22 protein-coding genes, 4 tRNA genes and 1 pseudogene are annotated in these 24,942 nt (G+C 40.6%); 13 read left to right on the forward strand and 14 right to left on the reverse strand.

Features of this window, described 5'->3' with window-relative positions; translation table 11 throughout:
• Positions 1-21: 21 nt before the first annotated feature.
• The 6 genes from B9T36_RS02425 to B9T36_RS02450 all read right to left on the reverse strand — a co-directional run bounded on the left by B9T36_RS02425 (position 22) and on the right by B9T36_RS02450 (position 7,521).
• The gene (locus B9T36_RS02425; RefSeq protein WP_086207983.1) at positions 22-465 is read right to left on the reverse strand and encodes a DUF3887 domain-containing protein; all 444 of its coding nucleotides are present in this window, start codon (positions 463-465) and stop codon (positions 22-24) included.
• A gap of 72 nt (positions 466-537) precedes the next feature.
• On the reverse strand, positions 538-3,510 hold the full coding sequence (gene gyrA, locus B9T36_RS02430) for a DNA gyrase subunit A (RefSeq protein ID WP_086207984.1): 2,973 nt from the start codon (positions 3,508-3,510) through the stop codon (positions 538-540).
• A gap of 305 nt (positions 3,511-3,815) precedes the next feature.
• Complete coding sequence (locus tag B9T36_RS02435; protein WP_086208246.1) at positions 3,816-4,421, reverse strand: hypothetical protein; 606 nt, start codon at positions 4,419-4,421, stop codon at positions 3,816-3,818.
• A 304-nt stretch (positions 4,422-4,725) separates the two neighbouring features.
• Positions 4,726-5,661 (reverse strand): FAD-binding protein, encoded by a 936-nt coding sequence (locus tag B9T36_RS02440; RefSeq protein WP_086207985.1) that lies wholly within the window; start codon positions 5,659-5,661, stop codon positions 4,726-4,728.
• A gap of 17 nt (positions 5,662-5,678) precedes the next feature.
• On the reverse strand, positions 5,679-6,431 hold the full coding sequence (locus tag B9T36_RS02445; RefSeq protein ID WP_086207986.1) for an electron transfer flavoprotein subunit beta/FixA family protein: 753 nt from the start codon (positions 6,429-6,431) through the stop codon (positions 5,679-5,681).
• A 484-nt stretch (positions 6,432-6,915) separates the two neighbouring features.
• On the reverse strand, positions 6,916-7,521 hold the full coding sequence (locus B9T36_RS02450) for a LysE family translocator (RefSeq protein ID WP_086207987.1): 606 nt from the start codon (positions 7,519-7,521) through the stop codon (positions 6,916-6,918).
• 114 nt (positions 7,522-7,635) lie between these two features.
• Here B9T36_RS02450 and B9T36_RS02455 point away from each other — a divergent pair, with 114 nt between their 5' ends.
• A complete protein-coding gene (locus B9T36_RS02455; protein WP_086207988.1) occupies positions 7,636-8,130 on the forward strand; it encodes an Lrp/AsnC family transcriptional regulator in 495 nt (164 codons plus the stop codon).
• A pseudogene (locus B9T36_RS02460) lies at positions 8,130-8,734 on the forward strand (GNAT family N-acetyltransferase). Before B9T36_RS02455 ends, B9T36_RS02460 begins: the two are co-directional and overlap by 1 nt.
• Here the strand turns inward: B9T36_RS02460 and B9T36_RS02465 are convergent.
• The 6 genes from B9T36_RS02465 to B9T36_RS02490 form a co-directional block, all read right to left on the reverse strand.
• Complete coding sequence (locus tag B9T36_RS02465) at positions 8,661-9,032, reverse strand: hypothetical protein (RefSeq protein WP_086207989.1); 372 nt, start codon at positions 9,030-9,032, stop codon at positions 8,661-8,663. The pseudogene B9T36_RS02460 and the gene B9T36_RS02465 sit on opposite strands and share 74 nt — an antisense overlap.
• Before the next feature lie 341 nt (positions 9,033-9,373).
• Complete coding sequence (locus B9T36_RS02470; RefSeq protein WP_086207990.1) at positions 9,374-10,285, reverse strand: tyrosine recombinase XerC; 912 nt, start codon at positions 10,283-10,285, stop codon at positions 9,374-9,376.
• A gap of 149 nt (positions 10,286-10,434) precedes the next feature.
• Entirely contained in the window at positions 10,435-11,280 is an 846-nt protein-coding gene (gene dapF, locus B9T36_RS02475; RefSeq protein ID WP_086208247.1) for a diaminopimelate epimerase, read from the reverse strand.
• A gap of 5 nt (positions 11,281-11,285) precedes the next feature.
• On the reverse strand, positions 11,286-12,536 hold the full coding sequence (lysA, locus tag B9T36_RS02480) for a diaminopimelate decarboxylase (protein WP_086207991.1): 1,251 nt from the start codon (positions 12,534-12,536) through the stop codon (positions 11,286-11,288).
• Positions 12,537-12,568: 32 nt separating this feature from the next.
• Positions 12,569-12,793 carry an LPS translocon maturation chaperone LptM gene (gene lptM, locus B9T36_RS02485; RefSeq protein WP_086207992.1) on the reverse strand — a complete coding sequence of 75 codons (225 nt, stop codon included), beginning with the start codon at positions 12,791-12,793 and terminating at the stop codon, positions 12,569-12,571.
• 133 nt (positions 12,794-12,926) lie between these two features.
• Positions 12,927-14,330, reverse strand: a complete 1,404-nt coding sequence (locus tag B9T36_RS02490) for an amino acid permease (protein ID WP_086207993.1) — start codon at positions 14,328-14,330, stop codon at positions 12,927-12,929.
• A 332-nt stretch (positions 14,331-14,662) separates the two neighbouring features.
• Here B9T36_RS02490 and B9T36_RS02495 point away from each other — a divergent pair, with 332 nt between their 5' ends.
• The 3 genes from B9T36_RS02495 (at position 14,663) to B9T36_RS02505 (ending at position 18,604) form a co-directional block, all read left to right on the forward strand.
• Positions 14,663-16,024, forward strand: a complete 1,362-nt coding sequence (locus B9T36_RS02495) for an alanine/glycine:cation symporter family protein (RefSeq protein WP_086207994.1) — start codon at positions 14,663-14,665, stop codon at positions 16,022-16,024.
• A gap of 138 nt (positions 16,025-16,162) precedes the next feature.
• Complete coding sequence (gene radA / locus B9T36_RS02500; RefSeq protein WP_086207995.1) at positions 16,163-17,554, forward strand: DNA repair protein RadA; 1,392 nt, start codon at positions 16,163-16,165, stop codon at positions 17,552-17,554.
• 87 nt (positions 17,555-17,641) lie between these two features.
• Positions 17,642-18,604, forward strand: a complete 963-nt coding sequence (locus tag B9T36_RS02505; RefSeq protein ID WP_086207996.1) for a Tim44 domain-containing protein — start codon at positions 17,642-17,644, stop codon at positions 18,602-18,604.
• 733 nt (positions 18,605-19,337) lie between these two features.
• On the opposite strand, the gene B9T36_RS02510 is transcribed toward B9T36_RS02505, so the two are convergent.
• Complete coding sequence (locus B9T36_RS02510; protein ID WP_086207997.1) at positions 19,338-20,516, reverse strand: S1C family serine protease; 1,179 nt, start codon at positions 20,514-20,516, stop codon at positions 19,338-19,340.
• A 168-nt stretch (positions 20,517-20,684) separates the two neighbouring features.
• Here B9T36_RS02510 and B9T36_RS02515 point away from each other — a divergent pair, with 168 nt between their 5' ends.
• The 8 genes from B9T36_RS02515 (at position 20,685) to B9T36_RS02550 (ending at position 24,707) form a co-directional block, all read left to right on the forward strand.
• Positions 20,685-21,443, forward strand: a complete 759-nt coding sequence (locus B9T36_RS02515; protein ID WP_086207998.1) for a Nif3-like dinuclear metal center hexameric protein — start codon at positions 20,685-20,687, stop codon at positions 21,441-21,443.
• A gap of 330 nt (positions 21,444-21,773) precedes the next feature.
• Positions 21,774-22,394 (forward strand): superoxide dismutase, encoded by a 621-nt coding sequence (locus B9T36_RS02520; RefSeq protein WP_086207999.1) that lies wholly within the window; start codon positions 21,774-21,776, stop codon positions 22,392-22,394.
• 229 nt (positions 22,395-22,623) lie between these two features.
• On the forward strand, positions 22,624-23,250 hold the full coding sequence (locus tag B9T36_RS02525) for a superoxide dismutase (RefSeq protein WP_086208000.1): 627 nt from the start codon (positions 22,624-22,626) through the stop codon (positions 23,248-23,250).
• A 144-nt stretch (positions 23,251-23,394) separates the two neighbouring features.
• Positions 23,395-23,470, forward strand: a tRNA-Asn gene (locus B9T36_RS02530).
• Positions 23,471-23,474: 4 nt separating this feature from the next.
• Positions 23,475-23,550 (forward strand) — tRNA-Asn (locus B9T36_RS02535).
• Positions 23,551-23,750: 200 nt separating this feature from the next.
• Positions 23,751-23,826 (forward strand) — tRNA-Asn (locus B9T36_RS02540).
• A 281-nt stretch (positions 23,827-24,107) separates the two neighbouring features.
• A tRNA-Asn gene (locus B9T36_RS02545) sits at positions 24,108-24,183 on the forward strand.
• 56 nt (positions 24,184-24,239) lie between these two features.
• Positions 24,240-24,707, forward strand: a complete 468-nt coding sequence (locus tag B9T36_RS02550; protein ID WP_139841337.1) for a DUF2726 domain-containing protein — start codon at positions 24,240-24,242, stop codon at positions 24,705-24,707.
• A 1-nt stretch (position 24,708) separates the two neighbouring features.
• On the opposite strand, the gene B9T36_RS02555 is transcribed toward B9T36_RS02550, so the two are convergent.
• Positions 24,709-24,939 (reverse strand): hypothetical protein, encoded by a 231-nt coding sequence (locus B9T36_RS02555; RefSeq protein ID WP_086208002.1) that lies wholly within the window; start codon positions 24,937-24,939, stop codon positions 24,709-24,711.
• Positions 24,940-24,942 lie beyond the last annotated feature (3 nt).

Here is a 24,942-nt window from a genome sequence, read left to right on the forward strand (position 1 = left end):
CAAATACTCTAGTCTCAGTTGTTAATCCGTTGAAGCCCCATAAAGTTTCACGTCAAAACTACGAATTTTTGTACTTCCGCCTGCTTTGTCAAAACCAACATCATACTGAACTAGGTTTTTATTGCTATAAGCATATTCATACGTTACAGCATATAAGCTCGGTTTTGCTGTGGATTTTTCAATGTGTTTCGATACAATTTTTTGAGTCGTAATAGCTTGTTTAGGAATGGTTTTTGCGAACTTACGCATGTCTTTTTCATGAGTTTTAAATTCACGCTGTAACTCTGGCTCAAAATAAGTATAGAGCTGTGGAAAATCACCTCGAGTAAAAGCTTGATAGGCGTCTTGAGCCACTTTTTCCTGTACAGGACTCGGATTTGGAATTGAGTCTAATGCTTTTTGTCCCAATTTATCACAAGCTGTTAAAGCCAATGCACAGCCTAGTATCAATAATTTTAGCTTCATAATCTTTCCCAACAATCGCTGTATTGTTTGTATAAAAAAGGACGCCGAAGCGCCCTTTTCATTTTCATTCACTTATTCTTCATTTGGTGTATTCAAATCACTTGAATTCTCAGGTACTTCTAGATTTGTGTCATCAGCCACCATTTCTTCAACAGTATCTAAGGACTCGTCTAAAATTTCCTCTTCATCTTCAACTGCTTCAATCGCCTCAACACCTACCAGGGTTTCATTTTCACCTAAACGAATGAGACGAACACCTTGAGCGTTACGACCGGTCTGCGCAACTTCAGAAGCACGGGTACGTACTAAAGTGCCACCATCAGAAATCAGCATCAATTCTTTGGTTTCATCAATCGCTACTGCACCCACAAGCTCGCCATTACGCTCAGAGGTCTTAATGGCGATTACGCCCTTACCACCACGTTTCTTGGTTGGGAAATCATCTACTGGTGTACGTTTACCATAGCCATTGGCAGAAGCACATAAAACTTCTCCAGTTTCAGGCACAACCACTAATGAAACAATACGACTAATAAAGTTTGCATCTGAATCATCTTCTTCCGAATCAGACTCTTCCACTTCATCCGCTTGAGCAGAACCAATGGTCACTCGCATACCACGGACACCTTTAGCAGAACGCCCCATTGCACGAACATCAGTTTCAGCAAAACGGATAGCTTTACCTTCGTTCGAGAACAACATGATTTGTTGCTCGCCATCGGTAATAGCTACACCAATTAAAGTATCTTCTTCATTGAGCTCTATTGCGCGTAAACCATTTGAACGAACATTACTAAACTGTTCAAGTTCAACACGTTTTACTGTACCAGATGCCGTTGCCATAAATACAAAGAAATTCTTACGCATTTTCTCTGCTAGATCAGCAAATTCCACCAACGTTTCATTGTCCAAATCCGATGTTGAAAGCTCAACACCTAACTCTTTCAATTGCTTACGCAGTGCATCAGATAGTTCATCCGCATCTTCTGCCAATTCATCAAATGACGCTTTCAGTGCTTCATAGTGCGCTTCAAAAACACTGTTTTCACGTAATGTCGCCACATTGCTACGAACAAAGTTTTTAAAGTCAGCTAAGCGCTCTTTAAATTTCTTCGGTGCATCAATCACAGGAAGAATCGCTGTAATCGTTTCATCTGCATCCAATGGAAGTAAGTTCACCATTGGGCGACCTTTTGAACCACGTGACGCTTGTGGCACCTCAAACACTTTCAGACGGTAAACTTTACCTACATCGGTGAAACACAGCACAGTTGCGTGGTTCGATGTCACAATCAGGTGTTGAATGTAATCATCTTCTTTCATTGATGTCGCAGACTTACCACGACCACCACGACGCTGCGCAGCATAATCTGACAGCGGTTGAGTTTTTGCATAACCTGTTTTAGAAACAGTCAATACGACTTGTTCCTCAGGGATTAAATCTTCACGAGAGAAGTCAATACGCGACTCAACAATTGCGGTACGACGCGCATCGCCATATTGTTGCAAAATTAAAGCTAACTCTTCTTTAATCACGCCCATCAATAAATTAAAGTCATTGAGAATCGCTGTAAGTTCAGTAATCTGACCTAAAATTTCAGTATATTCAGCTTGTAACTTGTCTTGTTCCAAACCAGTTAAACGGTGTAAACGAAGTTCAAGAATCGCACCCACTTGTGCAGGTGACAAACGATAAATCTGGCCGTCCAAACCAAACGGACGACTTGGATCCTCACCTTCAATTTCATCTGGACGTACAGAAACTGAACCTGCTTTTTCAAGCAATGCAATTACATTGCCTGCTGCCCATTCACCTGCTTGCAAACGCTCACGTGCTTCAGATGGATTTGCTGATGTCTTGATAGTTTCGATGATTGCATCAATATTTGCAAGTGCAACAGTCAAACCTTCTAAGATATGACCACGTTCACGTGCTTTGCGTAACTCATACATCGTACGACGTGTCACCACTTCTTGGCGGTGACGAATAAATGCCGCAACAATGTCTTTCAAATTCATTAACTTTGGCTGACCATTATCTAGGCAGACCATGTTAATGCTGAATGAGTTTTCAAGCTGTGTATTTTGGAACAGATTATTCACCACAACCTCAGCGTTTTCACCACGCTTCAAGTCAATGGCAATACGCATACCCTCTTTATCAGATTCGTCACGTAGCTCTGAAATACCTTCAAGTTTTTTCTCTTTTACCAGTTCAGCAATACGCTCAATGGTTTTCGCTTTGTTGACTTGATACGGAATCTCGGTAAACACGATCGTGGTACGACCTGTTTTTGGGTCTTCCTCAAAATGGTATTTACCACGAATGTGCAAACGACCTTTACCCGTACGGTAAGCATCTACAATACCCGCTTTACCGTAAATAATGCCACCTGTAGGAAAATCTGGGCCCGAAATATATTCCATCAACCCTTCGATTGAAATATTTGGGTTTTCAGCATAAGCCAAACAAGCGTTCACCACTTCAGTCATGTTGTGTGGCGCCATATTGGTCGCCATACCCACAGCAATACCTGTCGTCCCATTAATCAATAAATTTGGAATACGCGTCGGCATGACTTGAGGAATACGCTCAGAACCGTCGTAGTTGTCTTCCCAATCCACCGTATCTTTTTCAAGATCGGCCAAGATTTCATGAGTCAACTTCCGCATACGCACTTCGGTATAACGCATCGCAGCTGCGCTATCACCATCGACCGAACCAAAGTTCCCCTGACCATCAACTAATTGATAACGCAAGCTAAAGTCTTGAGCCATACGAACGATGGTTTCATACACAGCAGAATCACCATGCGGGTGATATTTACCGATTACATCACCAACCACACGGGCAGACTTTTTATAAGCTTTGTTGTAGTCATTGCCCAATTCGTGCATTGCATAAAGCACACGACGATGAACAGGCTTTAGACCATCTCGAACATCGGGCAAAGCACGAGAAACAATCACGCTCATTGCATAGTCAAGATACGAGTTCTTGAGTTCATCCTCAATCGCAATCGGTCTGATTTCCGATACGCTCATGCATACTCCTTATTCTACAAACGTAAAGCCGCTTGCATTTATATGTCGTAAAACTTGCAAAATTATTAATTCAAAAGACTGAACTAAAAACTAAAATATAGCCGTAAATTATAGCATAAATACTCTGATTTTTGTGTCGCTTAGTCGTCGTTAATCTCGTTAATTTTCTTTAATTTAGGGGTTATTTTTTACACATGTATAGGATCTCATTTTCACGCTTACCACTATTGTCTTTTGGCATCATATAAAAAGTAAAAAAGCCCTCATTTTTGAGGGCTTTAGATCATACATGTTGATAAAAGCTATTATTTTAATACTTGCTTATCTTGCTGCATAATATTGAAAGCCATCATAAATAGACCAATAATCAAAGGAAACTCATACAGCTCCTCCATGAGGTCTTTATAGGCAACATAATGTAAAAAGATCCCACCATAAATACGACTATGCTCAATCCCATCTGAAATAATTAGCCCCATTAGAGTCATTAACATAGCCCATGCTGGAATGGCCACATGCTTCATTTTAAACGCAATCTCTTTTCGTAACGGCTTTGCAAACAACATAAACACAACAGAGCCGATTAGAATAATCGAGATACCTCGAAAATACATTTTAGGCACATCTGGAAAGTAATCACGCCCCCAACTAATACTACGACCGAATAAAAGTAACCACCACAGCACAGACCATAGCCAAAAGTATTTTTTAGTCTCAGGCAGTTTCATCGGTTGCATATAGAAATAACTAATTGCTGCAAACGTCAACAAGAGTATGGCCTGAATATTTTCTACAGCACGAACAACGGCACCACCAATGAGTGGAAACTGAAAGTCTGCGAGAAAGGGAAAAAGTAAACACAAAAGAGTGATGATCAGAACAGACCAAGACACCCGAGTATCAATGAGCAAAACAGTGACCCCCAACTTAACAAAAGAGTTTTTGTATAAGTTAAGCTTAAAAATAGATGGCAAATAATATCACAAATACAAAAATGAGCTAACACACCAATCTTAAAGAATTCTTAATTTTGATCACATTTTACAAAATACAATGGTTTAAAACGACAAACTTAAATGAGGGACATCAGGTCTTTTCACCTGAAAAATACAACTCAATCCATAAAATGACAAATAGAAAATGCCCCTGTGAATGCAGTTAAATTTTAGTTTAACTGCCTACACAGGGGCACTTTTTTGAAACGGTTATTCGTGATTAGATTTTAGAAACTAACTCAGGAACAACGGTATTCAAATCACCTACCAACCAGTAATCTGCTACTGCATTGATTGGTGCTTCTTCATCTTTGTTGATCGCAACGATCACTTTAGAATCTTTCATACCTGCCAAGTGCTGAATCGCACCAGAGATACCTACAGCGATATACAGATCAGGTGCAACGATTTTACCTGTTTGACCCACTTGCATGTCGTTTGGAACGAAACCAGCGTCAACCGCAGCGCGTGATGCACCTTGAGCAGCGCCCAATTTGTCAGCCAATGGATCAAGAACAGTATGGTAGTTCTCACCTGAACCCACACCACGACCACCTGAAACTACAATACGCGCAGCAGTTAATTCTGGGCGTTCAGATTTCACGATCTCTTCAGCAACAAACTTAGAGATAGCTGCATCTTTTGCATCACTTACAGCTTCAACTGCAGCAGAACCACCTTCAGCAGCGACAGGGTCAAATGCTGTACCACGTACAGTACCAACAATGATTGCCTCATCAGACTGAACTGTTGCAATCGCATTACCTGCGTAGATTGGACGTTTGAACGTGTTTGCAGATTCAACAGCGATGATGTCTGTGATCATGCTTACGTCAAGAAGTGCAGCTACACGTGGAAGAATATTCTTACCTGTTGTAGTTGATGCAGCCAATACGTGTTTGTAACCGCCTTTCGCGATGTCTGCAACCAAAGCAGCAACGTTTTCAGCCAATTGGTTTGCATAAACTGCATTGTCAGCAAGTAATACTTTGCTTACACCCGCAACTTTTGCAGCAGCATCAGCAACTGCTTGTGCGCCAGAACCTGCAACTAATACAGTGATATCACCACCGATTTTTTGAGCTGCAGCAACAACGTTTAAAGTTGCACCATTTAGTGCTTTGTTGTCGTGCTCAGCGATAACTAAAATACTCATGATTTTATCCTTCTGTATTAGATCACTTTCGCTTCATTTTTTAGTTTTTCTACAAGCTCGTCTACAGACTTCACTTGTACACCAGCTTTACGTTCAGCAGGTGCTTCAACTTTAACTGTTTTCAGTTTAGTTGTTGTCGTAACACCAAAATCAGCAGGCGACTTTGTATCAAGCGGTTTTTTACGCGCTTTCATGATGTTTGGAAGAGCAGCATAGCGTGGCTCGTTCAAACGTAAGTCAGTCGTGATGATTGCTGGAAGTGTAAGCTCAACAGTTTGTAAACCACCGTCGATTTCACGCGTTACTTGTACTTTATCGCCATCAACTTTAACTTCAGAAGCAAAAGTACCTTGACCTGCACCTAGAAGTGCGCCAAGCATTTGACCCACTTGGTTAGAGTCATCATCAATTGCTTGCTTACCAAGAAGAATCAACTGAGGTTGTTCAGCGTCAACAACGCCTTTCAACACTTTCGCAATTTCTAAAGCACCCAGTTGGCTGTCATCAGCTTCAACCAAGATACCACGGTCAGCACCAAGCGCCATTGCAGAACGAATCTGTTCTTGCGCTTCTTTAGGACCAATAGAAACAACAACGATTTCTGAAACAGTTCCTTTTTCTTTTAAGCGAACCGCTTCTTCCACTGCGATTTCACAGAATGGGTTAATTGACATTTTAACGTTTGTTAAGTCAACACCACTGTTGTCCGGCTTAACGCGAACTTTAACGTTGGCATCAACCACACGTTTTACAGCAACAAGAGCCTTCATGTAATCCTCGGCTGTTTTAGCAAATGTAAATGTTGAGAAAAGTTAGTTTAACTCTTCACTTAAATTTTTTTAGGTGCCCTATCTTGCAATGTGTACGGCATTTCGGTCAAGTCACAATTCATCAAAGAGCTGTAAAAATGCGTAATTTTAGCTGAACGTCGCGTTCATACTTTTTTATACGCAGTTTATTTGCACAAAATCATACATATATTAAGGATTGATTTTTATTATGTTTTTATTTGATTTGTATTATTGGCAGATCTGATTTCTTTTCTGCGAATTTGCTTCAACTACGAGTTATTGACTGTCTGTTCACATCTTTGTCTTGGTGTTGAAATTTGTCATTTAAGATAGAAATGCTTTCGAGTAAATTAAAGTCACACTCTCTGCATTTCCACATCACATCATATAAGCTATTTATGACGCTTTATTGAAAGCGCAATTAAAAAAAAGCATGTCATTCAGACATGCTTTTGATCTCAGCTTAGTTCACAATGAGCCATGTTGCAGCCAAAGCCAACAAACTTCCAGAAGTGCCATCAATCCATTTTTGTTTACGCGCATCTATTTGAGACTTCTGTGTGATTTTTGCAAAAACAAAGCTCAAACTACAGTACACCACAAAAATCATAGCAATAAACAGCAAAGAAAGGATCAGGCCTTGGCTAACTGTATGACCTGACTTATCTATAAATTGCGGTAAAATTGCAAAGTAAATCAACATTCCCTTAGGGTTTAATAGCGCGGTAAAAAAGCCTTTTTTGATTGGATTACGTTCCACTTGACGTTCCAGTTGCAGTTTTTTGCTACTAAACACTGACTTTAATAAACCAAAGGCCAAATACAATAAATAGCCAATTCCTAACCAACGAATAGTTTCAAACAAAACAGGAAACGATACAATAATGGCTGCAATACCCAAAGCCACTAAAATGGAATGGAGTAAGTAGCCTGTACACACGCCAACTGTTGCCATCATGCCTGCTTTTGCATCTTTGCCCATGACTTGAGACAGAATAAATAACATATCTGGCCCAGGTGTAAAAATCAGTGGCAGCACTGTGAGTGCAAAGAGTACATATACAGACATTTCCTTTCCCCTTTCATGTTTTAGAAAGTGAAAATTAGTATGTGCGAAATATTACAAAATTGGCTTTCAATTTATTCTATAATAAAACGTATTTTTCAAATTATATTCTAAGATATGAAACAATCACCAAAGTCTGTGCGTATAAAACTTGATCGTATTGATAAAAATATCATTCGCTATTTGCAAGACAATGGCCGTATTCAAAATAATGACCTAGCCCGTGAAATTGGCCTTTCACCCTCATCGTGTTTAAGACGTGTCAAACTTTTAGAAGAAGCAGGTGTCATTCAAAACTATACAACTGTGGTCGACCCGCAAAAAATTGGTCTGCAATTGATTCTGTTTTCACGTATTTGGTTGGTGGGACAGGATGCGGAAACCATTGATACTTTTATTGAGGCAATGAAAGAACTCCCTCAAGTTATGGAATGCTACATTATTTTAGGAGAATGCGATGCAATGCTGAAAGTCGTGGTACCTGATTTAGAAAGCTATCGCAAATTTCAATCGACACATTTAACTAAAAAGAATGGCATTACCAGTGTCAAAACAGACCTGCCTAGCCAAATTATTAAGCAAAGTTTTCAACTCCCGCTTGATGAAATTTGATGACCAGGTCAAAACCTTTTAGCATTGAAACTCAGCGTTTACGCTGAAGATCATGGCATGCAAATGATTTTGATGCGTTTGCAAAGTTAAATGCCGATGCCCAAGTGATAGGTTATTTTCCAAGTCCGCTCACGCAAACAGAAAACGATGCCCTTGCGCCAACATTTCAACAATTCATCAATCAAAATGGTTGGGCTTTTGAGCGGTTGAATTGAAGTACAAGCGAAAGTTTATTGGATATACAGGTTTACATATTCAACCTGAACGCTTTGATTTTTCACCTTGTATTAAAATCAGTTGGCAATTTGATCCAAAGTTTTGGCATCAAGGTTATGCAACTGAAGCGGCACAGGCTTGCTTATTTTTTGCTTTTTCTATTTTAAAATTAAATGAAATCGTTGCCTTTACCGCAGTTCAGGACATAGCTTCTGAAGCCATGATGAAACGTCTGGCCATGCAACATCGTGGCTATTTTAATCATCCAAAACTCGATCAAAACAGCCCGCTATTTGAGCATACACTCTATAGCATTAAGCCAACTGACTTTCTAAAAAATCACGATGAATATGACTTAAATCAATCAATTCATATTGTTCAAGATTAAAAATTTTCCAGACTTCAAGAAAGTCCTCTTTCAAATCAATGCTATTTGATGGCTGAGTTGTTGCTTGCCACTGTAAATCAGAAATCCAAAGATAATATTGTCCAGTTTCTGGATTGAACGCCTGAACTTTACCCGCAGCATTAACCCCTTGAACAAATGCATTTTCAGGCAGTACTGGCTCAATATTGGCTAAACTAATTTCAACAAAGTGTTTAACTTGACGTAGTCCATAACCCGCAAAAATATCTTTTTGCGCTGAACTAAGTTGATCATACTTTGCTTGTATATCTGAAATCATCTACTGACCTATATTCACACTTGTCATTTTCAATATAAGCTTAAAGTCACCATTTTTCTGAACAGGGAACAACAAGCCAATCCTATTTTTAAGTTTATACTCTAATTTTTGCTAAATGATTATTCTACAAAAGTTCATAATAGTGTTTTTTCGAGTTAAGCGCAGTCACCAAATGGGTTTATTTCAATGATTACAAAGCAAAAATAATGCCGAATTTTTTATTAATATTCTGCTTTTTTTGTATCCACTTTATTCTTAGCTCACTTAAATCAACTTTTGGCTGAAAACATTCAACGAAATATTACCAAACTTTTGTGACTTTATTTTTAAAAACCAATGCACTAATTTTTAGATTTCTGCTGTGCTCTGGGATGCGTCTGGTCATACACCTGCGCTAGGCGGTCAAAATCAACATGCGTATAAATTTGTGTAGTACTTAAATTACTATGCCCTAGCATTTCCTGCACCGCGCGTAAGTCACCACTATTTGACAGCATGTGACTGGCAAAACAGTGCCTGAGTAAGTGCGGATGCAGATCAATATTTACCCCTGCACGCTGTGCTTGAAACTTGACCCGATTTTCAATCTGGCGCATCCCCAAAGGATTGCCCTTTTGTGTAATAAAAACTTGTGCATCAGGAACAAAGTCCCCATTCCACAGTGGATAAATGCTTAGCCATTTCATCACTGCCTCTTTGGCTTTAGAACCAAATGGCACGACTCTAGTTTTATTCCCTTTACCTGTAATACGTAGTAACTGTCGATTGAAATCAATATCTTTAATTCTTAAGCCTTGTACTTCTGCTAGGCGTAATCCACTGGCATAGAGCAACTCAAGCAATGCTTTGTCGCGGTACCACATTTGCTGTTCGACTTCTTTTTCAGGTAAAGCCTGATCCAAAATTTGATTGATGGTTTCAATATCGACCAAGCCCGGTAAAGGACGTGGTTTACGTTTAAGCTGAAAGTCATCACTAGGATTAAAAGCCAAATATTGCCCTTGCTCAGCCCATTTCATAAATTGACGAATCGCAGACAACATCCGCTGTAAACTGCTAGAACTAAGTTGTTGATGTTCAACTTTTTGTGCCACATATTCACGCAAATCGGTTGCTTCAACATCATTAAGTTGAAGTTTTTTCTGCTCACAGAACAGTAAAAAATCAGACACATCACGCTCATAAGCCTGCAAAGTATGCACAGACTGGTTTTGTATTTCTCGTTGTTTTAACCACATCGCGAGCAGTTGCATGGGCTCCAAGGTCACAAATCGCCTCTATTGTTCAGTCAAATAAAGAATGCTTATATTTTGCATAGTAACACTGTCTAAGCTTTTTAGATGTGTCTTTCATTTTGCATAAAAAAGCACTGACGAATCAGTGCTTCTTATGTGAGTCTCAATTAGTTTTGGTAATAACTCAGATCAATACGTCCTTCGTAGACATTTGCGGTTGGACCTGTCATCCAAACCACATCGCCGTCACGCCATTCGATATGTAACTTACCACCAGCTAGCTCGATCTCAACTGATGGGGCTAGTAAGCCACGGCGCATACCAGAAACTGCTGCGGCGCATGCCCCTGTACCACATGCAAGTGTTTCGCCTACGCCACGCTCGAACACACGCAAACGCGCATGTTTTTCATCAATAATCTGCATAAAACCAGCATTGACACGTTGTGGAAAACGCTCATGTGACTCCACCTGAGGACCAATCCTTGCAACATCAGCTCTAATCACATCAGGAACAATAGTGACTGCATGCGGATTACCCATGTTGACCACATCAATTGTAAGCTGTTCATCATTTGCCAAAGCAATGTCATACAAAGCTTCAGGCGCATCCGCAATAAATGGAATTTCCTGCGGCAAAAATTTTGGATAGCCCATGTTCACCCGCACCCAGCCATTTTGGCCGAGTTCAGGTTCCACAATTCCTGCTTTGGTTTGTACTTTAATCTTGGTTTTCGTGGTCAATTGACGCTCATGCACAAAGCGGGCAAAACAGCGAACCCCGTTACCACACTGTTCAACTTCAGAACCATCGGCATTAAAAATGCGATATTTGAAGTCAACATTGGGTAAGTCAGGTGGTTCAACAATCAAAAGCTGATCAAACCCGATGCCAAAATGACGGTCAGCCAAACGTTGAATCGTTACCGTATCCAAAAAAGCTCTTTGGCTAATGAGGTCAACCACCATAAAGTCATTGCCTAGACCATGCATTTTGGTAAATTCTAAAAACATCTGCATTATCCTTCAGGCAATAAACGTTCTTTATCCCAAAGTGACTCAATGGTTTCACGCTCACGAATCAAATGCGCTTGATCACCATCCACCATCACCTCAGCAGCTCTGCCACGACTGTTATAGTTTGAGCTCATGGCAAAACCATAGGCTCCGGCACCCAATACAGCAAGCAGGTCATTTTCTTTCAGTGCAAGCATGCGCTCTTTACCTAAGAAGTCACCCGTTTCACAAATCGCCCCAACCACATCCCACGCTTGTTCCTCAACATCCGAACGAGGTGTAACGGGCTGAATATCCATCCACGCCTCATACAACGCAGGACGAATCAAGTCATTCATAGCTGCATCAATAATGGCAAAGTTACGATGCACAGTCGGCTTCAATAAATCAACTTTGGTCAGTAACACACCTGCATTTGCAGAAATACTACGTCCTGGCTCCATATACACTTTCAAACCTAATTTTTCTAAAGCAGGCTTCATTGCATTGGCATATTCAAACACAGTTGGTGGGACTTCATCTTTATAAGTCACGCCTAAACCACCACCAATGTCGATATGTTTCAACTGAATGCCCATCGCTTTCAGTTGATTGATCATCAAAATCATACGATCTAAGGCATCAACAAAAGGTTGTGTCTCAGTCAACTGTGAACCAATATGGCAGTCAATCCCAATAATCTCTAAATTCGGTAGGGTTGCAGCATAGGCATAGGTTTCAAAGACCGCATCAGACGGAATTCCAAATTTATTTTCTTTCAAGCCTGTTGAAATATAAGGATGCGTTTTCGCATCTACATCTGGATTAACGCGCAGTGAAATCGGTGCTTTTTTGCCGAGCTTGGCTGCAACTTTTTGAATCCGATCCAACTCTGCATAAGACTCGACATTGAAGCATGCAATACCCACTTCTAAGGCTTTTTGAACGTCTGCTTCAGTTTTACCTAAACCCGAAAATACGATTTTAGAAGCATCACCACCAGCTTTTAGCACTCGAGCCAGTTCCCCACCCGTCACAATGTCAAAACCAGCACCCAGCTTCGCAAGAACATTCAATACTGCAATGTTTGAGTTCGACTTGACCGCAAAGCAAATTTGATGATCAATAAAATCAAAAGCACGATCCATTTCTGTGTAATGCTTTTCAAAAGTGGCCTTTGAATAAACATACAGTGGCGTACCAAATTGCTGCGCAAGCTGTTGCAGTGAGCATTGCTCGGCCTGCAAAACCCCATGATTGCGGGTAAAACTCATGAATGTATCCTTTCTATGAAGCGTTTAAGGGATTAAGGTTGATTGGTTTCAACTAAAGGTGCAGCAAACTCTTGCTTAACGGATGTTGAGTCTTCCTTTTGTGCAACTGGTTTTTCAGCGGCATCTTTATAAAGCAAATATTTTGCCCGTTTGTCGTAGTTTGGATCATTTGGCATATGTAATGCACCAGATTGACCACAACCAATGAATGCAGTACTCATCACCAAGACACTGATGCAGCAAATGACAGAACGCATCTGACCACCTATTTAATATTTTGAAGAAGTATAACCTGATCAAGAGACATGACCAAACCACTAAGCGCTAAAGATTATAGTGTGTGAAAAAAAAACACCAGTTAAAGACTGGTGTTTTTCTCAATCACAGTGATTATTTATTTTTCGGTTTGTAAAAACCAAAATAACCAATAATTAAAATAATGAACCAAATTGGGCTCACCATTAAAGCTTTCATGGTGTCGGCTTCTAAAGACAGCACATAAATCACACCAATGAAGAAAATAATCACAAACCAACAGGTAAATAAACCGCCTGGTAGTTTAAAGGTTGATTTTGCATGTAATTCTGGACGAGTTTTATAGTAAACAATGTAGCTCCAGATAATCATAATCCAAACACAGATAAACAAAATCGTCGAAAGTGTGGTTGCCAAAGTAAAGGCTTCAACTGTATTTGGAACAAAATATTGAAGCGCTGCGCCCAACAACAAACACACTGCAGAAAAATACAGTGCATTGGCAGGAACAGCACGTTTGTTTAAATGACCAAATGCTTTTGGACCTTGCTCTTCACGTGACAAACCAAACAACATGCGCGAAGTTGAAAACACACCACTGTTCATGGATGACATCACAGAAGACAGCACCACCAAATTCATGATGATGGCAGCAGCAGCAATCCCCGCTTGGCTAAACAAGTTCACAAATGGCGAGACTGTAGGGTCAATTGTGTTCCATGGAGTCACAGACATCACAATCACTAAAGCCAACACATAGAAAATGATGATACGGATTGGAATCGAGTTGACTGCTTTAGGCAAATTCTTTTCAGGATCTTTGGTTTCAGCAGCAGTCGTACCTACCAATTCCACCCCAACAAAGGCAAAAATAGCGATTTGGAAACCAGCAAGGAAGCCTGTCACGCCTGTAGGGAAAATCCCACCATGTGACCAAAGATGCGTAAAGGATGCGACCTCACCTGCTGTTGAGGTAAACCCTGTGAAGATCATCCACAAACCCACAGCGATGAGCACAACAATTGCAATAATTTTGATCAGTGCAAACCAAAATTCAAGCTCACCAAACAACTTCACCGTCACTAGGTTTAAACCCATGATAAAGACTATGGCGGCAATACTGATCATCACCCCTTCACCCGGAGTGAAAGGCAAGCCTCCATTAAAGAACTGCAGGTAATAAATAATGGCTGATAAGTCAGCAATACCAATGGTGATCCAACATAACCAGTATGTCCAACCGACAAAATAACCTGCCCACGGCCCAATCAAATCCGTTGAAAAGTCAATAAATGACTTATATTTCAAGTTCGATAGTAGTAATTCGCCAAGCGCACGCATGACCAAAAACACCATAAAACCAATAATCATGTAGATGATGAGAATAGACGGCCCAGCAAGGCTAATGGTCTTCCCCGACCCCATAAAGAGACCTGTACCAATTGCACCGCCAATCGCAATTAATTGTAAATGCCTATTGGACAAACTCCGTTTTAAATCGCCTTGTTCAGAGGTCGATTCTGTATTTTCTAAACTCATTCTTGATGTCATCTTATATATCCAACCGCCAAAATTACCCGAAAAAAACACAAAAATAAAAACAAAATTGCATTAATCTATTTTTTCAACATATTTTGAAAAGTTAATTAATTTTTCTTATATTTCCCTTGAAATAAATCATGCTCCAAGGGCTGTTCAGAAAAAAATCTCAAAATGCTTGTCAAAAAATAAATTCCATGCAACAAATAGACCAAGACTAAAAAAGACAAGAAATCGTGCAGGATGCATGACTATGGCATATCAATTGCTTAATAAAACTCAAATTTTTTATAGAAATTTCAAGTTTTAAAACATAGAGGATCAAAAGAAAAATGAATACAGAAAATTTACAAACATTTATGGAAATGATTAGTGGCTGGGTCTGGGGGCCCTACATGCTGGTCCTCATTGTTGGGACAGGTATATTTCTCACCCTACGTTTATTTTTTTGGCAAATTCGCATGTTGCCTTTGGCCTTTAAACAAGTTTTTGGAAAACACGAGGATGCCAAATCACATGCAGGAGATATTTCTCATTTTGCGTCATTGATGACCGCGCTATCAGCGACTATTGGTACAGGTAATATTGCAGGTGTGGCAACAGCCTGTGTTTTAGGTGGTCCAGGGGCTGTGTTTTGGATGTGGATGACTGCGCTGTTCGGTATGGCCACCAAATATGGTGAAGGTGTACTGGCCGTAAAATACCGCATCAAAAATGAAAAAGGCGAAATGTCGGGTGGCCCAATGTACTACATTGAACGTGGCTTAAAATGGAAATGGTTGGCACTAATTTTCGCCCTTTTTGGCACATTGGCTTCATTTGGTATTGGTAGTTCCGTACAGTCCAACACCGTTGCACTGGCTATAGAAAACAGCACAGGAGTTGCAACATGGATCACAGGCATCGTCATTACTGTATTTTCTGCCTTAGTGATTTTGGGTGGAATTAAGTCTATTTCCAAAGCAGCTTCTTTCATTGTTCCCATCATGGCTATCGGCTATGTCCTCGGCGGTCTGATCATTATCTTTAACCATCTTGAATTGGTTATGCCTGCACTTGAGCTAATTTTCCGGGATGCCTTTACTGGTGAAGCAGTAGCGGGTGGTGCGATTGGTGCGGTGATTCGTTATGGTGTTGCACGTGGCGTCTTCTCAAATGAAGCAGGTATGGGCTCAGCACCAATTGCCGCCGCTGCTGCAAAAACAGATCACCCTGCGCGTCAAGGTTTGGTCTCTATGACAGGCACCTTCATTGACACTATTATTGTTTGTAGTATTACGGGGATTGTATTGGTCATGGGCTTTATCATGGCTGGCAATAGCTTTGGAGGAGAAACAGGCGCAGTTTTAACAACCCATGTTTTCGATAAGTTACTTCCTGGAGTCGGTGGTTGGATCGTGACTTTTGGTATTGTGTTCTTTGCTTATTCGACCATTTTAGGTTGGTGCTACTACGGTGAAAAATGCTGTACTTATTTACTGGGCGAAAAGTATGTCCTCTTGTACCGCATTATTTACATCGCATCCGTTTTCATTGGCTGCGTTGCATCTCTTGATCTCGTATGGTTATTTGCAGACACCTTTAATGGTTTGATGGCCGTTCCAAACTTAATTGCTTTGCTATTACTCTCAACAGTCATTGTGAAAGAGTCACGTGATTTTATCGAAAAACGAAAATCAGGTGAGTTGTATTAGTCTCTTTGAAAATTCCTTTGCAAGTCTGTATATCAAAGCCACCTTCGGGTGGCTTTTTGATTTTGAGCATTCATTTCAAATCCAATCCTCTGTATGCTGTGAAGCAGTCTAATCTTAAAATAGTGCACCCAATCGAGCATGGCAAAAGTAAAAAGTGTATATCGTTGCGAACAATGTGGCGCAGATCACCCAAAATGGGCAGGCCAATGTTCAGAGTGTGGTGAATGGAACAGCTTAAATGAAGTCAGTATTGCCCCTGCTGTCAGCCATCGCGCACAGCCTAAAATGGGCGGGGGTTATGCAGGTCAAGCCGCAGCAATTACCACATTAAACCAAATTTCAGTTTCGCATGAAACACGCCTAGCAACAGGGATAGGCGAATTTGATCGGGTGTTAGGGGGGGGCTTAGTTACAGGTTCTGTCGTCCTAATCGGGGGGGATCCTGGTATTGGTAAATCGACCATTTTACTGCAAACAGCAACCCATATGGCGGCAGCCAATAGCGCAGCCTTGTATGTCACTGGTGAAGAATCACTCTCTCAAGTTGCTTTACGTGCAAGCCGCCTCGACCTACCAACAGATAAACTCAAAGTTATGGCAGAAACCTGTGTTGAGCGTATTTGTGAAGTACTTGCACATGAACGCCCTGCTGTGGCTATTCTGGATTCGATCCAAACACTGTATACCGAGACACTCCAATCTGCACCGGGTGGTGTATCTCAAATTCGTGAATCTGCAGCCTTACTGACACGTTTTGCTAAAAATAGTGGAACCGCACTGTTTATTGTAGGACACGTCACCAAAGAAGGTTCACTGGCAGGGCCCCGTGTACTTGAGCATATGGTGGACTGCGTGTTGTATTTTGAAGGTCAATCCGACTCACGTTACCGAATGATTCGTGCTGTTAAAAACCGTTTTGGCGCAGTCAATGAACTCGGTGTTTTTGGCATGACAGATAAAGGCTTAAGAGAAGTAGCGAATCCATCGGCAATTTTTTTAAGCCGTTATGATGAGGCGATTCCCGGTTCAATCGTGATGATTAGCCGTGAAGGTACTCGCCCACTCTTGGTCGAAGTGCAAGCTTTGGTGGATGATGCGCATGGTCAACCACGTCGGGTCGCTTTAGGCTTAGAACAAAACCGTTTAAATATGCTTTTGGCAGTCATGCATCGTCATGGTGGCGTGCAAACATCTGGACAAGATGTTTACGTGAACGTGGTTGGAGGGTTAAAGATCACCGAAACAGGCTCTGATTTAGCCGTCTTATTGGCCTGTGCCTCTAGTCTTCGAGCGAAAGCCTTGCCACAACAGTTAGCTGTTTTTGGTGAAGTCGGACTCTCAGGTGAAATTCGCCCTGTTCCTAATGGTCAAGAGCGTTTAAAAGAAGCCATTAAACATGGATTTAAGTACATTATTCTGCCTCGTGGTAATGCACCACAAAAAGATATTGCAGGTGTTACCGTCATTTCAGTTGCACGCTTACATGAAGCTTTAACCGAAGCAATGAGCTTAAGTGATGAACTCAACTAAAATATACACGTTTTTTATTGAAATTTAGGATAAAAGACTGCATAAAGGTAGAGTCAATATTTATTTTTTATAGAGTAGGAAAATTTGATGGAAGTTCGACAGCGTGGCTTGATTGCTGGTTTATTAACAGCGGCTCTTTTAGTTGCACCTTTAGCTGCAGAAGCTAAACGTGCAGGTGGTGGTAAAAGCCACGGCATGAGCCGTCAAGCTGCACCAACTCAGTCTTATCAACAACCTCGTCAAGCAACTCCAGCTCAACAACCTACTGCGCCTGCAACGGCTCCAGCTAAATCTGGCCCAGGCGTAGGGGGTATGGTTGCAGCAGGTGTAGCGGGTGCTGCAATTGGTGCTGTTGCTGCAAATGCATTGGCAGATGACAATTCTGCTTCTCAAGCGCAAGCACAGGAAGAAAAAGGTGGCATTCCAAGTTGGATTTGGATTTTACTTGCCGCTGCTGTTGCTTTCTTCATTTTCCGTAAAATGGGCGCAAAAAAAAAAGTAGCGGCTAATCCTTATGCGCCAAACAGTGGTTCTAATCAATCACCGTTTGGCCAACAAGCTGCACCACGTACATCTAACGACAGTACCAACATCTTTGGTCAATCCGTAGGTGGCTCAACTGCTGCTCCGCAGAACAATGCACCTTTTGGCGCAGCATATACCAACAGTGGCAGTCAGCTTCCTGATGGTACAGAGCCCGCTGCGTTCTTACGTATCGCGCGTCAACGTTTTAACCATATTCAATCTATGAATACAGCAAGTAACATTTCTGAGATTCAGCGTTATTTAACACCAGATCTTTATCAGTCTATGTATCAAGATATCATGGCAAATCAAGATCAGGATGTAGCTGAATTTTCAAACCTGAATGCGATGGTTGCAGATTCTGCAACTGAAAATGGTCAATACGTAGTAAGTGTACGTTTTACGGGCACAGTAAGTGAAGATCTTAACAGCTTACCTCAGCCGTTTACTGAAGTTTGGCATTTTGTAAAACCTGCGGGTTCTAGCCAAGACTGGTTAGTTGCAGGTATCCAACAAGAAGCTTAATTTTTAAATACAAAAATAGCGACTTCGGTCGCTATTTTTTTACGCATCGTATCTCTAAAACAGGCTTGTCGATTCAAAACACCCTCCAACTTCACTTATATAAAACACCTCATAAATAGCAATTCTCCAGAGACTGTTCTATCTAAAAATCGAGCCATAATTGCCTATAACGGAAACCATCCACTGTACTAACAAACTGAATTCGATGAAGAATATATTTAGAAAAGGCATATGTAACCTAAATATCTCCAAACTGTAACGTAGCTCAAGACACACAAAGGGATTCGTTTATGCTCAAGTATAGTTTTAGCCTTACCGTATGGCGAAGATGATTCATCATCATGATAAGTTGTTCAAATTTCAACTAAATCCAATAGAGCTAATGATAAATTGCATGAAAATTTGATAAGTCTCCACCCAGACAATTTTTCAAAGAGCTTGAATTAATATTTCAGTCAACTACAAGTAAATAGACTGCTCTGTCTGTCACAGGCTCGTATAGATTTCACTATAAATTGCAGAAAGTATCCAAAGCATCTCGATCTTGTTAAGGACAACTCATACACAATGAGATAAAAAGTCAGTAAGTGTCTTCGATTCCTTAACTCTAAATAACCAAATGATTCTTAAGCCCAGAACCTGTACCCACCCGCAACTTTAATTACATTGATTCATAGCATCCATAAAAAATGCCTCTGAGTACAGAGGCATTCTAGTTTTATGGTTTACAGTATTATTCAGGTAAGGGTATAAACTGTGAATCTTGACTTTGCTCTTTTCTCTCCCCCACGACCACAGCAACATTCATTGGTTTTCCATCACGCTCAATCGAGATTTGAATGGTGCTATTGGGAGCTTGTAACGCAACAAAGTTAATTAAATGTGAAGTTGAAGTAATCACCTCTTCATTTACTTTAATAATTTTATCGCCTTTCTTTAAACCAGCATTGGCAGCTGGGCCATTTTTCAATACGTCCGCTACAACCACACCTGGTCCTTTCGGCTCTAAAATATTCACTTGCTCGACAGGAAGTAAGCTAATACCTAACCAGCCACGAACAACACGACCATCTTTGAGAATAGAATTTAGTACCTGTTGACAAATTTTTGCAGGAATCGCAAAACCAATGCCTAAAGAACCACCAGATTGCGAGAAAATTGCGGTATTGACCCCGATTAAATTCCCTGCAACATCAATCAGCGCGCCACCTGAGTTACCTGGGTTAATCGCAGCATCGGTTTGAATAAAATCTTCATAGGTATTAATGCCTAAATCAGAGCGCCCAGTTGCCGACACAATCCCCTGAGTTACTGTTTGACCCACACCAAAGGGATTACCAATCGCCAATACAACATCACCTACTTCATTACCACTCAACTTAAACGGTAAGACAGGCAAATCGGATAGTTCTATTTTAATCACAGCCAAATCCGTATCAGGATCTGTACCAATCACCTTTGCCACTGCACGGCGGCCATCATTCAGTGCGACCACAATTTGATCTGCTTGAGCAATCACATGGTTATTTGTCAAAATATAACCATCTGGGCGAACAATTACTCCAGACCCCAAACTGTTTTCATTTTTATTTTGACTAAACTGATCTGGAATTTGATTACCAAAAAACTCACGGAATGCAGGATCATTAAGTAGAGGATGATCGAGTTGTTTAACTTTCTGTGTAGTAAAAATATTCACCACTGCTGGCGCAGCCACTTTCACCGCAGCACTATAAGAAACCACCCCACCCGTACGCGTCGTATTAATTAAAGGTTCGACCTTTTCAGCAGGCATTTTGATACCGTCCGAAGCTACAGGCGCTTTTGGTTTTTGATACTGCTGCCACGCAAAAAATCCAGCAATGACTAAAATGAGTAATACCCAAGGTAACCAGGAAAAAGTCCTGCGCACGATTCCACCCTCTAAAATGTTTTAATTCATTGATGACTAAGTAATTTATGCCTATTGTAAAGCGAAATTCAACCTCTAGCACAAAAATAAGCAAGAGTTTTGTCATGCTTTAGTTACAATAAACAATAAGTTCCGATCTAATCAATTTAAATGAGTTTTTAAGTCGATATGGCAAAATTAAAAGACATTATCCAATGGTGTGACCAAACCCTAAAATCTCCCGAATTTAAGGACTATGCACCCAATGGTCTGCAGATTGAGGGTAAGGCTGAAGTGCGTAAAATTTTAGCTGCGGTTACAGCATCACAAGATGCGATTGATGCTGCAGTTCGAGAAAATGCGGATCTGTTACTGGTGCACCATGGCTATTTTTGGAAAGGTGAAGCTTACCCTATCACAGGGATGCGCGGTAAACGTATTAAGAGTCTCATTCAGCATGATCTTTCTTTAGTTGCGTATCACCTTCCACTCGATAGCCATCCAAGTCTTGGAAACAATGCAGCGATTGCTGATTTGCTCGATCTAGAACAGATTGAAGCGCTTGACCCCTCTGAACGTCATCCTATTGGCAATATCGGTTATTTAAAACAACCGATGCCTGTGGAAGACTTTAAACAATTCATTTCTGAAAAATTAAAGTTTGATGTGACCCATCTTCCTGCAGACAAGACCATGATCCAAAAAGTCGGTTTTTGTACTGGTGGTGCGCAAGATTTTATTGTCAAAGCCGCTGAACAAGGCTGTGATGCCTATATTTCAGGTGAAGTCAGTGAACGTACTTTCTATGAAGCCAAAGAACTCGATGTGCATTATTTTGCTTGCGGACACCATGCGACTGAGCGCTATGGCGTGCAACGATTAGGTCAAGCCCTTGTAGCACAATTTGATGTTGAGTATGTTTATTTCGAATTAAATAACCCGATTTAAGCAATCACTGGGATGAAGCTCTTTTCATCCCGCTCTCCCATAAGCTTTTACTGACCATATCAGCCCAAACCATAATTTAAACAAGCCATTAATTTAAAATACTATTTTCAATATTTTTATTCTTGTATCAGAGCATAGCATCAACTCAAAAAATCATTGTTTCATATACGCTTAAGATTCAAACGAATATGAATCATAAAATTTATTTCAATTCATACCATAAAATTGTAAATAATAAACATATTGATTCTCATTTACTTTTAAGCAGATAATAAAACTGCTTTGAAAAACATCCATAAACAATTTTGAATGATTAAAGGAATCAAACACATGGCATATTCTTTACCCACTCTTCCTTATGCATACGATGCGCTCGAACCTAATATTGATACAAAAACGATGGAAATTCACCACAGTAAACACCACCAAACTTATATCAATAACATTAATGGCGCGATTGCCGGCACAGAATGGGAGAAACTTTCAGTAGAGGAACTGGTTGCAAAAGTGAATGATGTTCCTACTGATCTTAAAAATATGGTGATCAATAATGCAGGTGGTCATGCCAACCACTCACTGTTTTGGACCGTCATGAGTCCACAAGGCGGTGGACAACCTACAGGAGCTGTGGCAACGGCTATTGATGAGCAACTCGATGGTTTTGATGCGTTTAAAGATGCATTTACCAAAGCAGCGATTAGCCGTTTTGGCAGTGGCTGGGCATGGCTGAGCGTGACCCCTACAAACAAACTCATTGTTGAAAGTAGTGCAAATCAGGACTCCCCGATTATGTGGGGGCATACCCCCATTCTCGGTTTAGATGTATGGGAACATGCCTATTATCTGAAATATCAGAACCGTCGTCCTGAATATATCAATGCCTTTTATAATGTGGTCGATTGGGATGAAGTTAATCGTCGTTATGATATGGCTCTACAATCTAAAGATTAGTTATTGATCGCAGTCTATTCAGATCAGTAAACCCATTAAAGTAACTTAGAGCCTGCTCAAATGCACATATTTCGTGCAAAAGGCTCTAACTACATCTTGTGTATCCGATATGTCTCCTTGCGAAAATTTTTGCATATTTTGTGTATTAAAAGACTGCCCTATTGTCTCTAGAATCATTTACAATAAATGCACTTAAAGTAAAACCCAGCAAATTTGCAAGGAATGAAACATGACAACCATTACTTTACCTGCACTTCCATATGGCTACGAAGATCTTGCTCCGCACATCAGCAAAGAAACTTTAGAATTCCACCACGACAAACACCACAATACTTACGTTGTTAACCTAAACAACCTAATCAAGGGTACTGACCTTGAAGGTAAAACTTTAGAAGAAATCATCACAGCTTCTGCTAGCGATGCATCTAAAGCAGGTATCTTCAACAATGCAGCGCAAGTTTGGAACCACACATTCTACTGGAACTGTATGGCTAAAAACGGTGGTGGTAAAGCAACAGGTGCTTTAGCTGCTAAAATTGATGAAGCATTCGGTTCTTACGAAAAATTCGCTGAAGAATTTGCTGCTGCTGCTACAACTCAATTTGGTTCAGGTTGGGCTTGGTTAGTTGCTGACGAAGTAAATGGCAACCTTTCTATCCTTAAAACTTCAAATGCAGACACTCCACTTGCACACGGTAAAGTTGCAGTGTTAACCATTGACGTTTGGGAACATGCTTACTACATTGACTTCCGTAATGCACGTCCTGTTTACATCAAAACTTTCCTTGAAAGCCTTGTAAACTGGGATTATGCAAACGCGAAATATGCAGGTCAAGCTGCTGGCGTTGAAAAATAAGATTCGTCTTATTTGAAAAAACCGCTCTTTTTGAGCGGTTTTTTGTTTTTGATGCCTAAACGCATATTTATAAAGCAAACAATTCATTTCTTTATATTATTTACTTGACCCATTTCCCTTTCCTCCCTAAAATGCGCATCAGATTCTCCAATAGCTCAGTCGGTAGAGCGACGGACTGTTAATCCGCAGGTCCCTGGTTCGAGCCCAGGTTGGAGAGCCACTATTCTTCCATAGCTCAGTCGGTAGAGCGACGGACTGTTAATCCGCAGGTCCCTGGTTCGAGCCCAGGTGGAAGAGCCAAGATTCTAAAAAGCCCAAGCATAATGACTTGGGCTTTTTTTATAGATCAACTTTTTCAAACATCAGCGCCTTCTCTTTTGCCTAAAAATGCAGATAAGCCTATCAATCTGCTTAGAAAAAAAACAATTAATCTAAAATTTAGCTTTTTTTGGCTTTGTAACTTGACCCATGTATAAATTTCTCTATACTGCATTTCAGATTCTCCAATAGCTCAGTCGGTAGAGCGACGGACTGTTAATCCGCAGGTCCCTGGTTCGAGCCCAGGTTGGAGAGCCAAATTTTAAAAAGCCCAAGCACAATGCCTTGGGCTTTTTTCTTTTATATCATCAGTGTGCAATCAAGAAACCCATATCTACTCCTTCTCAATCCATGTTTTCATAGAACTGACCAATACCATTAAATATTAAGCTAAGTTGATGACGCTAAAGATATAGTATTCAGCACAGCTTCGATAAAAGCTAAAGCGTTTATTTTTAAATCATTTAACGTAAATTTCATAAAAATATCAGCGCAAAGACTTGACCCTGCGTGCTTTGGCACATAGAATGCGTGCAGATTCTCCAATAGCTCAGTCGGTAGAGCGACGGACTGTTAATCCGCAGGTCCCTGGTTCGAGCCCAGGTTGGAGAGCCAAAATTCTAAAAACCCACTCCATTCGAGTGGGTTTTTTCTTTGCGATAGAAAATATTGTGTTCAATCTGAGTCAAATCATCTTTTTTATCATCGGCTGCTTCGCCACTATTATCTTAGTGATGATGGTCTACCCTGACCTGTTTCGCTCTAAGCAAAAATTTTATGCCAAACACGTCATTACGCCGTTTGAACGTAAAATGTTTATTCGCTTAAAAGAAGCCTTTCCGCGCTATCATATTCTCGCTCAAGTTTCATTTAGTTCGTTGATTACCAGTGATCACTATAAAATACGGGCCAAATTTAACCGTAAAGTTACCGATTTTGTTTTATTGAATGAGCAATTGGATGTGGTGGTCATTATTGAGTTGGATGACCCTTCCCACCTAGGCAAAGAACAAGAAGATGCAGAGCGTGATGCGATGTTGAATGAAGCAGGTTATATGGTTCTACGTTTTACTGAAATTCCCAGCATACGACAATTACACAAACAACTGGATTATTATGCTTCTGCAAAAAGCGCATAGGCTAGCGCTCTACTGCTCCACTCGCCTTTTGTTCTGCTAATCGCTTTTCAGCCGCCATTTTTTCTTGAATGAGTTGCTGCTGCTTCTCTTTAATCCGTTGATATTCAGCCTGGTTTTTCGCATCACTTTTTACTGCTACATAGGCCATCGTCAAAATAAAAAGCGGGATCACAATTCCTAGACTTGCCACCAGTATGACTTTTGGGCTTAATTTATTTGCTGATTTCACCATAAT

The sequence above is a fragment of the Acinetobacter sp. ANC 4204 genome, assembly GCF_002135205.1.
Taxonomy (GTDB): Bacteria; Pseudomonadota; Gammaproteobacteria; order Pseudomonadales; family Moraxellaceae; genus Acinetobacter.